The sequence below is a fragment of the Rhizobium sp. YJ-22 genome, from assembly GCF_029601685.1.
Lineage (GTDB): Bacteria > Pseudomonadota > Alphaproteobacteria > Rhizobiales > Rhizobiaceae > Metarhizobium.
In genome coordinates this window covers 170,932-184,473 of the sequence record NZ_JARRIR010000005.1, presented here as the reverse complement: position 1 = coordinate 184,473, position 13,542 = coordinate 170,932, and the positions used below count along the sequence as shown (strand labels likewise).

The window sequence follows — 13,542 nt, the reverse complement described above, 5'->3', positions numbered from 1 at the left end:
TCCGACAGGCGCGTCAAAAAATTTTCAGCTTTTCGAGAAGACGTAATCCGTCTCCTGGCGCAAGGTTTCGCCGGGTCGCAGGATCGAGGGCGGGAAATCCGCATGGTTGACGGCATCCGGCCAGACCTGGGTCTCCAGGCAGAAGCCGGCAAACGGCCCGTAACGCCGGCCGTCGAGGCCGGGCACGGGGGCGTTGACCTTGAAGCCGGCATAGAACTGCACGCCGGGTTCGCTGGTGCGCACCTCCAGGGTCACGCCGGAATTGAGGCTGCGGGCCAGCGCCACCGGGCGCTTCGGCATGCGGGCGCGCGACAGGCAGAAATTATGATCGAACAGCACCTGCTCGCCGTTCTCGACCCGCTTCATCGGGCTCATCTGGCGGAAATCGAAGGGCGTGCCGACGACCGGGCGCAGTTCGCCGGTCGGCACCTGCGCCTCGTTGGTCGGCAGGTAATGGTCGGCGGCGATCATCAGGTCGTGGCCGAGCGCATCGTCGCGGCCATCGAGATTGAAATAGGAATGCTGGCAGACATTGACCGGGGTCGGCGCATCGGTGGTCGAATCGTAGATCACCGAGAGCACGCCGTCGTCGCGCAGGTGATAGGTGGCGGTGATCTCGCAATTGCCGGGATAGCCGGCGCGACCGGCGGGGTCGACGATGCGCAGCACCACCCGGTCTTCGGAGAGATCGGCGATCGACCAGTTGCTCTTGCCGATATTGCCGGTGCCGCCATGCAGGTGGGTGACGCCGCGCTCGTTGCGGTCGAGCTGGACTTCGTGGCCGTCGAGCATGAAGCGGCCATTGGCGATGCGGTTGGCGTTGCGGCCGGGGCTGGCGCCGAAATAGGGAGAATGGAGCGGATAGGGCTCGAAACTCTCGAAACCGAGCACCAGCGGCGGCGCGTGGCCGTCGAGGCGCAGATCCTGGATGACCGAGCCCCAGGTCAAGACCTTGGCCCGCAGGCCGCCGCCGCGCAGCTCCACCCGGTAGACCGTTTCGCCGCTCGCCGTCGTGCCGAAAATTTCCCGTTCGCTGCTCATGGATCGCCTGCTATCGACTCTTTCCTGAAGCGCCTCGCGCTTCTTTACCGGGGCGCAAGATGCGTCGCTTTGGCCGCGACTGCAACCGGCTTTATTTCGACAAGGCGCGCATCGCCCGGTCGAGGCCGCCGAGCGTCAGCGGATACATCTGTCCCCCCATCAGCGCGCGGATCATGCCGGTCGAGGTGGTATAGCCCCAATGCTCCTGCCGCATCGGGTTCAGCCAGATGCATTTGCGGAAATGGCCTGTCATGCGGGAAAGCCAGACGGCGCCGGCCTCTGGGTTCCAATGCTCGACCGAGCCGCCGGAATGGCTGATCTCATAGGGACTCATGGCGGCGTCGCCGACGAAGACGACGTGATAATCGGGGCCGAAAGTGCGGATGATGTCCAAGGTCGGGGTGATCTCGGCGCGGCGTCGGCGATTGTCCTTCCACACGCCCTCGTAGAGGCAATTGTGGAAATAGAAAGAGTCCATATGGCGGAACTCGGCCTTCGCCGCTGAAAACAGCTCCTCGACGCCGCGGACGTGGTCGTCCATCGAGCCGCCGACATCGAAGAACATCAGGAGCTTGACGGCGTTGCGGCGCTCGGGCCGGGTCTGCACGTCGAGATAGCCATGCTCGGCGGTGGCGCGGATGGTGCCGGCGAGATCGAGCTCGTCGGCGGCGCCGTCGCGCACCCAGCGGCGCAGCCGCTTCAGCGCCACCTTGATGTTGCGGGTGCCGAGCTCGACCGTGTCGTCGAAATTGCGGAATTCGCGCCGGTCCCAGACTTTCACCGCCCGGCGATGGCGGGAGCCCTCCTGGCCGATGCGCACGCCCTCGGGATTGTAGCCATAGGCGCCGAAGGGCGAGGTGCCGGCGGTGCCGATCCATTTCGAGCCGCCCTGATGGCGGCCCTTCTGCTCGGCCAGCCGTTCGCGCAGCGTTTCCATCAGCCTGTCGAAGCCGCCGAGGCTTTCGACCAGCGCCTTGTCCTCGGCGCTCAGATGCTTTTCCGCCAGCCGCCGCAGCCAGTCTTCCGGCAGGTCGCGCGGGGAGGGGCCGGCTTGGCCGGGCGTGCCCGCCAGCGCTTCCAGCCCCTGAAAACTTTCGGAAAAGACGCGGTCGAAGCGATCGATGAAACGCTCGTCCTTCACCAGCGCCGTGCGGGCAAGATAATAGAAGGCCTCGATGTCGAAATCGGCGATGCCCGTCTTCATCGCTTCGAGAAGCAGCAGGAATTCCCGGAGCGTGACCGGCACGCCCACTGCTTTCAGCCGCAGGAAGAAGGGCAGGAACATCAGAAATTCCGCTGATAGACGAGGAAGGGCGTCTTTTCGGCGATTCGGTCGTAGAGCCTGCGCGCCGTGGCGTTGAATTCCTGCGTCATCCAGTAGACCTCCTTCGATCCCTGAGCTTGCGCCGCGCCATAGACCGCCTCGATCAGCGCCCGGCCGACACCCTTGCCGCGCACGTCCGGATCGGCGAACAGATCCTGGAGATAGCAGACATTGTCGATATGCCAGCAGGAGCGGTGAAACAGGTAATGCGCCAGCCCCACGGCGCGGCCGTTATCGAAAGCGATGAAGCCGCGATATTCGTTCGGCGCGCCGCTGAGCAGCCGCGCGAAGGTCGAGACGTAGATCTCCTCCGGCAGCACGGTTTCGTAAAAGGCGAGGTATGCGGTCCAGAGGCGGCGCCAGTCCGCCTCGTCCTTCGCCTCGATGGAGCGGATGTGAAGTTCGATCATGCTCTCACCTGTCATTGCCGATCTCCTCGAGATCGTAGGGGGTCGTCTGGTAGATCTCGTTGATCCAGTTGCCGAAGAACAGATGCGCATGGCTGCGCCAGCGGTTGAGCGGCGGCAGGCTGGCATCATTGTGCGGGAAATAGTCGTGCGGCATCTTGATCGGCACGCCGGCATCGACATCACGGAAATACTCGTCGGCAAGCGAGGTCGAATCATATTCGACATGATTGAACATATAGAGGCGGTTGCCTGCATTCTCATGGATCAGGCAGATGCCCATCTCCTTCGATTCCATCAGGATTTCCAGACCCGGCACCTTGGCGACATCGGCGCGGCGCACCTCCGTCCAGCGCGAGACCGGCACGCCGAAATCATCGGAGAAGCCGGTGAGATAGACCGAGGAAGGCTTCAGGTTCACATGGCGATAGACGCCGAACGCCTTTTCCTTGAGCAGATGCTTGGGCACGCCGTGGAAATGATAGATGGCGGCCATGGCGCCCCAGCAGACGTTCAGCGTCGAATGGACATTGGTAACAGTCCAGTCGAGGATGCGTTGCATCTCGTTCCAGTAGGTCACGTCCTCGTAGTCGAGGGTTTCGACCGGCGCGCCGGTGATGATGAAACCGTCGAACTTGCGGTGGCGCACCTCCTCCCAGGTCTCGTAGAAGGACAGGAGATGCTCCTCGGAGGTGTTCTTGGCCTTGTGGCCGCCGACGCGGATCAGCGACAATTCCACCTGCAAGGGGCTGGCGCCGACCAGGCGCGCCATCTGGATCTCGGTCTTGATCTTGTTCGGCATGAGGTTCAGGAGCCCGATCTGGAGCGGGCGGATGTCCTGGCGGACGGCCACGGTCTCGGTCATCACCCGCACGCCCTCGTTCACGAGGGTCTGGAAGGCGGGCAAGGTATCGGGGATCTTGATGGGCATCGTGCTGTCACTCGTTCAAAACAAGAAAAACCGGCCGCGCGAATAAAACGCTAACCGGTCCGTGACGCACGGCCCTTTAGCGACTTATTTAACGTGGCTGCAAGCCGGCCGGCCAAATCACCACGATGTTCTAGATACGCTCCGGCGCGGCAAGAATCAAGGATCAGTCGCGGCGCGCCATGAAGGCGAGGCGCTCGAACAGGTGCACGTCCTGTTCGTTCTTCAACAGCGCCCCGTGCAGGCGCGGCAGCGCATTCTTCGCCGAGCCGCGCAGGTCGGCCGGATCGATCTCGTCGGCGACCAGCAGGCGGATCCAGTCGAGCGCCTCCGAGGTGGACGGCTTCTTCTTCAGCCCCTGCGTGTCGCGGATCTCGTAGAAGGTGGTCAGCGCGCTGGAGAGCAGCTGCTGGCGGATGCCGGGATAATGCACCTCGACGATGCGGGCCAGCGTATCCGGGTCGGGGAAGCGGATGTAATGGAAGAAGCAGCGGCGCAGGAAGGCGTCCGGCAATTCCTTCTCGTTGTTGGAGGTGATGATGACGATCGGCCGCTGGCGGGCGCGGATCGTCTGCCCGGTCTCGTAGACATGGAATTCCATGCGGTCGAGTTCCTGCAGCAGGTCGTTGGGGAATTCGATGTCGGCCTTGTCGATCTCGTCGATCAGCAGCACGCATTTTTCGTCCGCGTCGAAGGCCTGCCAGAGCTTGCCCTTGCGGATGTAGTTGGCGACGTCGTTGACGCGTTCGTCGCCGAGCTGGCTGTCGCGCAGGCGCGAGACGGCATCGTATTCGTAAAGCCCCTGCTGCGCCTTGGTCGTCGACTTGACGTTCCATTCGAGCAGGTCGAGGCCAAGCGCTGCGGCCACCTGCCGCGCCAGCTCGGTCTTGCCGGTGCCGGGCTCGCCCTTGACCAGAAGCGGCCGCTCCAGCCTGATGGCGGCATTGACCGCGACCATCAGATCCTTGTCGGCGATATAGGCATCCGTACCCTGAAACTGCATGTGACCCCTTGGGCGATACGATAAAGCAAAATCGGCGGCACCCTAGCGCATAAGCCCTGAAACCGGAAATCGCGGCCCTTAAAAAATTTCCGCCGCCGCAATGAAACCACCTTCACACAAGATGCCTGTCCTATACATGAGGGATTCAGGCGGAAGACAACGAACTCCATGGCGAATGACGAAGCAGCATCCGAGCGCCACAACGCCGATACCGGCGAGCCGGCCATCGGTTTCATGTCGCAGATCCGCATGATGCTGCGGGCCTTGTGGGGTTCGCCGGTTCGCAGCCGCCTCATCTTCTTCTGGACGCTCATCCTCGCCATCATCCTCGCCACCGCCTTCGTGCAGGTGCTGCTCAACGACTGGAACGGCACCTTTTACGATTCGCTGGAGCGGCGTGATCTCTCCGGCTTCCTGCATCAACTCCGGATCTTCGCCGTCATCGCCGGCGTCCTGCTGCTGCTCAATGTCGGGCAGACCTGGGTGAACCAGATCCTGGCGATCCGCATGCGCGACGGGCTGACGCGCGACCTGCTCGGCCAATGGCTCTATCCGCGCCGGGCGCTCCGGCTTTCGGCCGCCGGCATCCTCGGCGTCAATCCGGACCAGCGCCTGCACGAGGATTCGGCGCATCTGTCCGATATCACCACCAGCCTGGCGATCGGGCTGACGCAATCGACGATCATGCTGGTCAGCTTCGTCGGGGTGCTCTGGGATCTGTCCTCGGGATTCTCGGTCACCTTTCACGGACAGCCGCTCGCCATTCCCGGCTATATGGTCTGGGCCGTCTTCCTCTATGCCGGCTCGGCTTCGCTGCTCAGCACCGTCGTCGGGCGCAGCCTGCCGGCGCTGACCGCCGAGCGCTACGCCAAGGAAGCGCAATTGCGGACCTCGCTGATGCGCGCCAACGAGAACCTGACGGCGATCACTCTGCAACAGGGCGAGGAGACCGAGCGCCGGCGCATCGACGGCGATATCTCCGCCATCCTGAAGACCATGGGCAAGCTGGCCATGGCCACCACCAACCTGCGCTGGGTTTCGGCCGGTTATGGCTGGCTGACGATCATCGCGCCGATCCTGATCGCCGCGCCCGTCTATTTCTCCGGGGATCTGACCTTTGGCGGGCTGATGATGGCGGTCGGCGCCTTCAACCAGGTCTATACGGCGCTGCGCTGGTATGTCGACAATTTCAGCACCATCGCCGACTGGAAGGCGTCGCTGATGCGGGTCGCCAATTTCCGCCAGGCGCTGGTGCTGATGGAAACCCATCCGCCGGCCGCCGATTGCAAGCATCCGGCCCAGGCGGACGAGGATGCCGTGGTGCTGCGCAATGTCGCGGTCTCGGCCGGGCAGGCCTCGGGCAGCTTTCGCCTCAAGGAGACCGATATCGTCATCCGCCCCGGTGAGCGTATCGTCGTCAACGGCGATCCCGGCGCCAACCGCCGCCTGCTGTTTGCGGCGCTGGCCGGCTGGTGGGCGGACTGGACGGGGACGATCGTGCTGCCGGAAAAGGCGCATATGCTGTTCGTGCCCTATGTGTCCTATCTGCCGCAGGCGCCGTTGCGCGATGCCATCGCCTTTCCTGTCCAGGCCAATGCCTATGGCGACGAACGCATCGCGGCGGCGCTGGAGCGGGTGGGGCTTGCCGAGCTCATCCCGCGCCTCGATGTCGCCGCGCGCTGGGACCGCCAGCTCGACCGCGAGCAGCAGGTGGCGTTGGCGGTCGCCCGCATTCTGCTGACGCCGGCCGACTGGATCGTTTTCGAGGATACGCTGGAAGGGCTGGAACCGGAGGTCGCCGAGCGGCTGTCCTCGGCGCTTGCCAGCCTCGACCGGGTCGGCATCATCTATATCGGCCGCTCCGAAGCCTTCATTGCCGCCACGCGGCCGCGTATCCTGCATCTGGAAGTGACCAACGGCGCCGAGCCGGTGCCGCAGCCGGCATAAAAGGAATTATCCTTCCAATTCCTCGCGCAGCATTTCCAGTTCCAGCCATTCCTCTTCCATGCGGGTCAGGCCGTCGCGCAGCTTTTCAAGCTCTGCGGCGAGCTTGTTGAAGGCGGCGGGATCCTTGGAGAACAGGTTCGGATCGGCCATGCGCTCTTCGCGTTTGGCGATCTCGGCTTCGCTCTTCGCCATCTCCTTCGGCAGGTTTTCGAGCGCGAATTTCTGCTTGTAGGACAGTTTGCCCTTGGATTTCGCGCCGTCGGCGGATGCGGCCGGGGCGCTGTCTGCGGCTTTCGCCTTCTCGGCTTTTTCCGCCTTGCGCCTTTCCTCGGCTGCACCCCTGCGCTGCGCCAGCATGTCGGAATAGCCGCCGGCATATTCGATCCAGCGTCCATCCGGGCTTTCCGGGTCGGCGGGGGCGATGGTCGAGGTCACGGTGCGGTCGAGGAAATCGCGGTCGTGGCTGACGAGGATGACGGTGCCGGCATAGCCCGAGACCAGTTCCTGCAACAGGTCGAGCGTCTCGATGTCGAGGTCGTTGGTCGGCTCGTCGAGGATCAGCAGGTTGGAGGGCCGGGCGAGGATGCGGGCCAGCATCAGCCTCGCGCGCTCGCCGCCGGAGAGGCTGGAGATCGGCGTGCGCGCCTGTTCCGGCTGGAACAGGAAATCCTTCATATAGCCGGTCACATGGCGCTGCTCGCCATTGACCAGCAGGTTTTCGCCGCGCCCGTCGGTGAGATAATGGGCGAGCGTGTCGTCGAGGTTCAGATCCTCGCGCTTCTGGTCGAGGGTGGCGATGTCGAGATTGGTGCCGAGGCGGATGGTGCCGCTATCGGGTTCGAGCTGACCGGTCAGCATTTTCAGCAGCGTCGTCTTGCCGGCGCCGTTGGGGCCGACGAGGCCGATGCAATCGCCGCGATGCACGCGGATCGAAAACGGCGCGACGATGGTGCGCTCGCCATAGGTCTTGGTGATCTTGTCCGCCTCGATCACCAGCTTGCCGGATTCGCGGGCGTCGGCCGCACTCGCCTGCACCGTGCCCTGCGGTCCCTTGTGGCCGCGATAATCGGCGCGCATCTGCTGCAATTCGCCGAGACGGCGCATGTTGCGCTTGCGCCTTGCGGTGACGCCGTAGCGCAGCCAGTGCTCCTCGCGCTCGATCGCCTTGCCGAGCTTGTGCTGTTCCAGTTCTTCCGCCTCCAGCACCTGGTCGCGCCAGGCTTCGAAATGGGCAAAACCCCGGTCGAGGCGGCGCGATTGGCCGCGATCCAGCCAGACGGTCGCGGTCGAGACCTTTTCGAGGAAGCGGCGGTCGTGCGAGATCAGCACGAGGCTGCTGCGGGTCTTCTGCAATTCGCCTTCCAGCCATTCGATGGTCGGCAGGTCGAGATGGTTGGTCGGCTCGTCGAGCAGCAGGATATCCGGCTCCGGGGCCATGACGCGGGCAAGGGCGGCGCGGCGCGCCTCGCCGCCCGAGAGGTTTTTCGGGTCTTCCTCGCCGGAAAGGCCGAGATGTTCGAGCAGATAGGCGACGCGGTAGGGATCGTCGCTCGGACCCAAGCCGGCCTCGGCATAGGCCTGCACAGTCGAAAAACCCTCGAAATCCGGGGCCTGGTGCAGGTAGCGCACGGTGGCGGAGGGGTGGCGGAAGACTTCGCCGGATTGCGGCTCGAGCATGCCGGCGGCGATCTTCATCAGCGTCGATTTACCCGAGCCGTTGCGGCCGACGAGGCAGACGCGGTCGCCGGGTTCGAGCTGGAAATTGGCGCCGTCGAGCAGCGGCGCGCCGCCGAAGCTGAGGTGGATGTCGTCGAGTTTGAGAATGGGCGGCGCCATGGGGCTCAGGCTCCTGAAAAATCGAAGGGGCGGGCAAGGATCAGCGCCTTGCCGGAACGAAGCGTCACCGCCACCGGGCCGTTGGCGACGTTGGAAACCGTGCGCGACGAGCCGAAGGGCAGGTGGAAATTATCGAGCGGATAGCGGGCGTTGACGATGGTGAGGCCATCGAGCGCGGTGAGGCCGAGCACCGAAAACAGCGCGCCCTCCGGCAGGTCGAGATTTTTTTGCCCCGGCAGCAACGGCATCGCCTCTTCTTCACCCGAGGTCATGAGGATGTCGAGGCCGTCCTCGGCAAGACGTATGGCGGAGAGATAGAGCTGGAAGGCATGGTCTGAGCGATCGCCGCCCAGCGCGCCGACCAGCAGGATGCGGGTCGCGCCGCGTGTCAAAGCCTCGCCGACGGCGATCTCGCCATCCGTCGCCGCCTTGGCGGCCGGATAGGGCAGGCGCGGCACGTCCGGCCATTCGGCCAGCAGTTCGGCGGGGGTGGAATCGAAATCGCCGACCCAGAGTTCCGGTGTCAGCCCGAGCGCGCGGGCATGGCGCATGCCGCCATCGGCGGCGATCACGCGCGCGCCGTCAAGCGTTGCGGCAAGCCGCGGATTGGGCGTCAGCATGCCGCCGAGCAGGATGGCGAAGGTGGAATGGGTCATTGGCAAAGCCCATAACCCAAAGCGGCGGGAAAGGGAAAGCCTTTCCCGCCGTGGCCCGCCGCATCAGAAGCGGTAGGTGACGCCGGCGCCGACCAGCCACGGGTCGAGATTGGCCTTGCCGCTGATCGGCGTCGTGCCGAGCGTGCCTTCCCAGTCCGGGCGCAGGAAGATCTTCTTCACGTCGACGTTGGCGCCCCAGTGATCGTCGATCATGTAGTCGAAGCCGACCTGAAGGGCGGCGCCGAAGCTGTTCTTGACGTCGAGCGACGAGGCGTTGATGCCCTTCTGGTGGTAGAACATCGTGTAGTTCACGCCGGCGCCGACATAGGGCTTGAACGCGCCGAAATCGGTGAAATGATATTGCAGCGTCAGGGTCGGCGGCAGCAGCCAGGTCTTCCCGACCTCGCCGAGCCCGTCGATGGAGCCTTCACCGGAAACCTTCGCATAGGTGGTGCCGAGGATCAGTTCGGCGGCGATGTTGTCGGTGAAATAATAGGAAAAATCCAGTTCCGGAATGGCGGTGTCCGAGAAGGACAGGCCGGAGCCGGCGATGCCATCGACGAAGCCGGAGTCACGGGTGATGACGCCGAGGCCGCGCAGGCGCACCTGCCAGGGGCTTTTCGCGCTGATGGTCTCGGCGGCGACCGGCGCTTCGGAGACCGGAGCCATGTCCGCCGCGAATGCCGCGCCGCTGCCGGCGAGAAGGGTCGCCGCCGCCAGCGCTGCCCTGAGGATCGAACCCTTGTCGTTCATGTGTCTCTCCTTGATCGAACGAAATCGTAACGGTCGAGACATAAGACGACAGGCGCCACAGGGTTTGAGATGGATCAAAACGCCGGCGGGAAAGGCCGCGACCTTTCGTCGCTGCCGGTTATCAAGCGCTCAGGCCTCGCGCGCGCCGCGCTCGCCTTTCTGAAGATTGTCGCGCAGTTTCACCAGCGCGCCTTCCATGCTCCTGCGCATGTCGTCGTTCATGCCTTGCGTCGCTTCGGCGAGCAGGCCTTCGATCTCGTCGTTGATCGCCTGGACGATAGTATCCGAGCGCGGCGTCAGCACGATCTTCTTGGCGCGGCGGTCGGCCGGATCCTGCTGGCGTTCGATCAGTCCTTCGGCCTGCAGCTTGTCGAGAAAGGTGCAGACGGTCATCGGCTCGACGCCCATGCGGGCGGCGATATCGAGCTGGCGGCTGCCGCTGACGGCGGCGACCTGCATCAGCGTGCGAGCCTCGCCGGCGGTGATGTTGAGACCGGCTCCGGCGATCCGCTTCTCGAAAGCCATGCGCAACAGACGGGCGCTATCGGCGATCAGGAAACCCAGGGCGTTTGGCGTGATGTTGTTCGGCATTGTCATCAAGTCCCGGCGACCGGGCGGCATGCCACCCTCGCTAAAGGCCCCTATCTTGTTTTCCCCAAAGCAAGTCTTGTCCGACTTGAACCGACTTGCAACTGTTTTGGAGCCGTTCCAGGATGCTTCAGCGGTTTTCCCGCATACGAGCGCCAAAACCCACCTCAAAGTCGGTTGCGTCGCCATACTGTAGGTCAGTACGGCGGTCCAGCTTTTCTTGAGATTACCTCGTGAAAAGGCCGAATGCTTTGTCCTTGCATTTCCTTGAGGGAAAACAGGCTCCGCTTTTTTTGAAAACGTCAGGCCGCGCCGACGAAGGAAGCGACCGGGCGCAGCGAATCCGACAACCTGCTATCGCCGATCGACAGGGCGAGGTTCAACTGGCTTTCGAAATAGCTGCGGAAATCGAAGGGCGTCTCGTCGGTGACATGCGAAAGGTCGATCAGCCGGCCGCTGAGGTCGACCGCCTCCATCGGCAGGCCTTGGGAAAGAACCGAAAAGGTCTCCTGGTCGATGACGCCGTCGTCGAGGCTGGCGCGCGCGACGTCGCGCAGGGCGCGCGGGGTCATCGAGGAGAAATCCAGGTTGGAGGCATTCTGCTCGTTGGAATGCGAGGCAGGCGAAATCGCGTCCGTGGTATCGATCTCGATGCCGGAGATCTTGGATGTGCGCGTATTGTTCCTGAAACCGTAATTGTAATAGGAACGTAAAGAATTGATCTCCATGGCGGACATTCCTCGGACGGATCTGACGCGAATCTAGCGGTTCGAGGGCCGCAGCGTCAATCGTTAACAAATCGTTAATTCTCATGGGTGACTTTTTGCCCGCAAATCGGACGGAATTCTTACGCGCACATTGCGCAGCCATGCCGCCATGGTGGGAAATCGCGTCGTCCTCGCTTATATAGCCACATCCAATGCCGGCCGAAGGAGCGAATCATGTCCGTGACCGAAACCAATTCCGCCATTTTCGATTGGAACGGCCATGAAGGCCTGCCGCGTTTCGATGCCGTCGGCGATGGCGATTTCGCCGGCGCCTTCGAGGCGGCGCTGAGGGCGCATGAGGCGGAAATCGACGCCATCGCCGGCAATGCCGAAGCTCCCACCTTCCAGAATACGGTCGTGGCGCTGGAAGTGGCCGGCGACGAGCTCTCGCGCGTCTCCGCGCTGTTCTGGAACCGGGCCGGCGCCCATACCAACGAGACGATCCAGGCCCTGGAACGCGACATCGCGCCAAAGATGTCGCGGCATTATTCGAAGATCGGCATGAACGCCGCCCTGTTCGCCCGCATCGATGCGTTGTGGGAACGCCGCGACGATCTCGGCCTGACGCTGGAAGAAATGCGTGTGCTGGAGCGCCACTGGAAGGGTTTTGTCAGGTCCGGCGCCAAGCTGGCCAAGCCCGAGCAGGAACGGCTTGCCGCCATCAGCGAGGAACTGGCCGGCCTCGGGGCCAATTTCGGCCAGAATGTGCTGGCCGATGAAAAGGACTGGTCGCTGATCCTTTCCGACGAGGCCGATCTCGCCGGCCTGCCGGCCTTCCTGCGCGATGCCATGGCCGCCGCGGCCGCCGAGCGCGGCGCGGAGGGATCCTATGCGGTGACGCTGTCGCGCTCGATCGTCGAACCGTTCCTCACCTTTTCGGAACGACGCGACCTGCGCGAACAGGCTTTTCGCGCCTGGGCGTCGCGCGGGGCAAATGGCGCAGCGACCGACAACCGGGAAATCGTCGCGAAGACGCTCGCCTTGCGCGCCGAAAAAGCCAGGCTGCTCGGCTATGACAATTACGCGGCGCTGAAGCTCGACAATACCATGGCCAAGACGCCGGAGGCGGTGAATGCGCTGCTGACCGGCGTCTGGGAAAAGGCGCTTTCCCGCGCCCGCCAGGAAGAGGGTGAACTTGCCGGCCTGATCGCCGCCGAGGGCCACAACCATCCGGTCATGCCCTGGGATTGGCGTCACTATGCCGAAAAGCTGCGCGCCGAGCGTTTCAACTTCTCCGAGGCCGAGCTGAAGCCCTATCTGCAGCTCGAAAAGATCATCGCCGCCTGCTTCGATGTCGCCGGACGCCTGTTCGGCATTCGCGCCGTCGAGAAGCCGGGCATTCCCGCCTATCATCCCGATGTCCGCGTCTTCGAAATCCGCGACCGCGACGACCGATTGGTGGCGCTGTTCCTCGGCGATTATTTCGCCCGTTCCTCCAAGCGTTCCGGCGCCTGGATGAGCTCGTTCCAGTCGCAGCACAAGCTGCCGCTGAAGAACGGCGCACGCGGCGAGCTGCCGATCATCTACAATGTCTGCAATTTCGCCAAGCCCGCGCCCGGCAAGCCGGCGCTGCTGTCGCTCGACGACGCGCGCACGCTGTTCCACGAATTCGGCCATGCGCTGCACGGCATGCTTTCCGATGTCACCTATCCCAGCGTCTCGGGCACCGGCGTCTCGCGTGATTTCGTCGAATTGCCGTCGCAGCTTTACGAGCATTGGCTGACGGTGCCGGAAATCCTCAAGGATTATGCGGTACATTACGAGACCGGCGCGCCGATGCCGCAGGCGCTGCTCGACAAGGTGCTGGCCGCCCGCACCTTCAATGCCGGCTTCAACACCGTCGAATTCACCTCCTCGGCGCTGGTCGACATGGCGTTCCATACGCGCGACGGCAGTGGCGATCCCATGGAGATCCAGGCGCAGGTGCTGGAGGAGATCGGCATGCCCGCTTCCATCGTCATGCGCCACGCGACGCCGCACTTCCAGCATGTGTTTGCCGGCGACGGCTATTCGGCCGGCTATTATTCCTACATGTGGTCCGAAGTGCTCGATGCCGACGCCTTCGCCGCCTTCGAGGAAACCGGCAACGCCTTCGATCCCGCCATGGCCAAGCGCCTGAAGGACAATATCTATTCGACCGGCGGCTCCATTGATCCCGAGGATGCCTACAAGGCTTTCCGCGGCAAGCTGCCGAGCCCGGATGCGATGCTGCGCAAGAAGGGCCTGGTGATGACGGAAGCGCTTTCCGGCTCCGACGCCTGAAGCTTCCGACAGAGTCCGGGGGCACGCGCA

General features: G+C 63.7%; 12 protein-coding genes and 1 riboswitch. Of the genes, 2 read left to right on the top strand and 10 right to left on the bottom strand.

Annotation, left to right across the window (positions count from 1 at the left end; genetic code table 11):
• Positions 1–24: 24 nt before the first annotated feature.
• From P7F60_RS14020 to P7F60_RS14000, 5 genes are all read right to left on the bottom strand, one after another.
• Entirely contained in the window at positions 25–1,041 is a 1,017-nt protein-coding gene (locus P7F60_RS14020) for an aldose epimerase family protein (RefSeq protein ID WP_277918352.1), read from the bottom strand.
• 91 nt (positions 1,042–1,132) lie between these two features.
• Entirely contained in the window at positions 1,133–2,326 is a 1,194-nt protein-coding gene (locus P7F60_RS14015; RefSeq protein ID WP_277918351.1) for a VWA domain-containing protein, read from the bottom strand.
• Complete coding sequence (locus tag P7F60_RS14010; protein ID WP_277918350.1) at positions 2,326–2,790, bottom strand: GNAT family N-acetyltransferase; 465 nt, start codon at positions 2,788–2,790, stop codon at positions 2,326–2,328. Before P7F60_RS14010 ends, P7F60_RS14015 begins: the two co-directional genes overlap by 1 nt.
• Positions 2,780–3,703 (bottom strand): homoserine O-succinyltransferase, encoded by a 924-nt coding sequence (gene metA / locus P7F60_RS14005; RefSeq protein ID WP_277918349.1) that lies wholly within the window; start codon positions 3,701–3,703, stop codon positions 2,780–2,782. Before metA ends, P7F60_RS14010 begins: the two co-directional genes overlap by 11 nt.
• A 56-nt stretch (positions 3,704–3,759) precedes the next feature.
• A riboswitch (SAM riboswitch) is annotated at positions 3,760–3,837 on the bottom strand.
• A gap of 29 nt (positions 3,838–3,866) precedes the next feature.
• A complete protein-coding gene (locus tag P7F60_RS14000; protein WP_277918348.1) occupies positions 3,867–4,703 on the bottom strand; it encodes a MoxR family ATPase in 837 nt (278 codons plus the stop codon).
• Positions 4,704–4,871: 168 nt separating this feature from the next.
• Here P7F60_RS14000 and P7F60_RS13995 point away from each other — a divergent pair, with 168 nt between their 5' ends.
• A complete protein-coding gene (locus P7F60_RS13995) occupies positions 4,872–6,650 on the top strand; it encodes an ABC transporter ATP-binding protein/permease (RefSeq protein ID WP_277918347.1) in 1,779 nt (592 codons plus the stop codon).
• 6 nt (positions 6,651–6,656) lie between these two features.
• Here P7F60_RS13995 and P7F60_RS13990 read toward each other — a convergent pair whose 3' ends face one another.
• The 5 genes from P7F60_RS13990 to P7F60_RS13970 all read right to left on the bottom strand — a co-directional run bounded on the left by P7F60_RS13990 (position 6,657) and on the right by P7F60_RS13970 (position 11,211).
• On the bottom strand, positions 6,657–8,486 hold the full coding sequence (locus P7F60_RS13990) for an ABC-F family ATP-binding cassette domain-containing protein (protein WP_277918346.1): 1,830 nt from the start codon (positions 8,484–8,486) through the stop codon (positions 6,657–6,659).
• Positions 8,487–8,491: 5 nt separating this feature from the next.
• Positions 8,492–9,142, bottom strand: coding sequence for a thiamine diphosphokinase (locus P7F60_RS13985; protein ID WP_277918345.1), 651 nt, complete (start codon positions 9,140–9,142; stop codon positions 8,492–8,494).
• A 63-nt stretch (positions 9,143–9,205) separates the two neighbouring features.
• A complete protein-coding gene (locus P7F60_RS13980; RefSeq protein WP_277918344.1) occupies positions 9,206–9,895 on the bottom strand; it encodes an OmpW family protein in 690 nt (229 codons plus the stop codon).
• Between the two features lie 129 nt (positions 9,896–10,024).
• Positions 10,025–10,486, bottom strand: a complete 462-nt coding sequence (locus P7F60_RS13975; protein ID WP_277918343.1) for a MarR family winged helix-turn-helix transcriptional regulator — start codon at positions 10,484–10,486, stop codon at positions 10,025–10,027.
• A 299-nt stretch (positions 10,487–10,785) separates the two neighbouring features.
• Positions 10,786–11,211 (bottom strand): hypothetical protein, encoded by a 426-nt coding sequence (locus P7F60_RS13970; RefSeq protein ID WP_277918342.1) that lies wholly within the window; start codon positions 11,209–11,211, stop codon positions 10,786–10,788.
• Positions 11,212–11,421: 210 nt separating this feature from the next.
• Between P7F60_RS13970 and P7F60_RS13965 the strand changes: the two genes are divergently transcribed.
• Positions 11,422–13,512, top strand: a complete 2,091-nt coding sequence (locus P7F60_RS13965) for a M3 family metallopeptidase (RefSeq protein ID WP_277918525.1) — start codon at positions 11,422–11,424, stop codon at positions 13,510–13,512.
• Positions 13,513–13,542 lie beyond the last annotated feature (30 nt).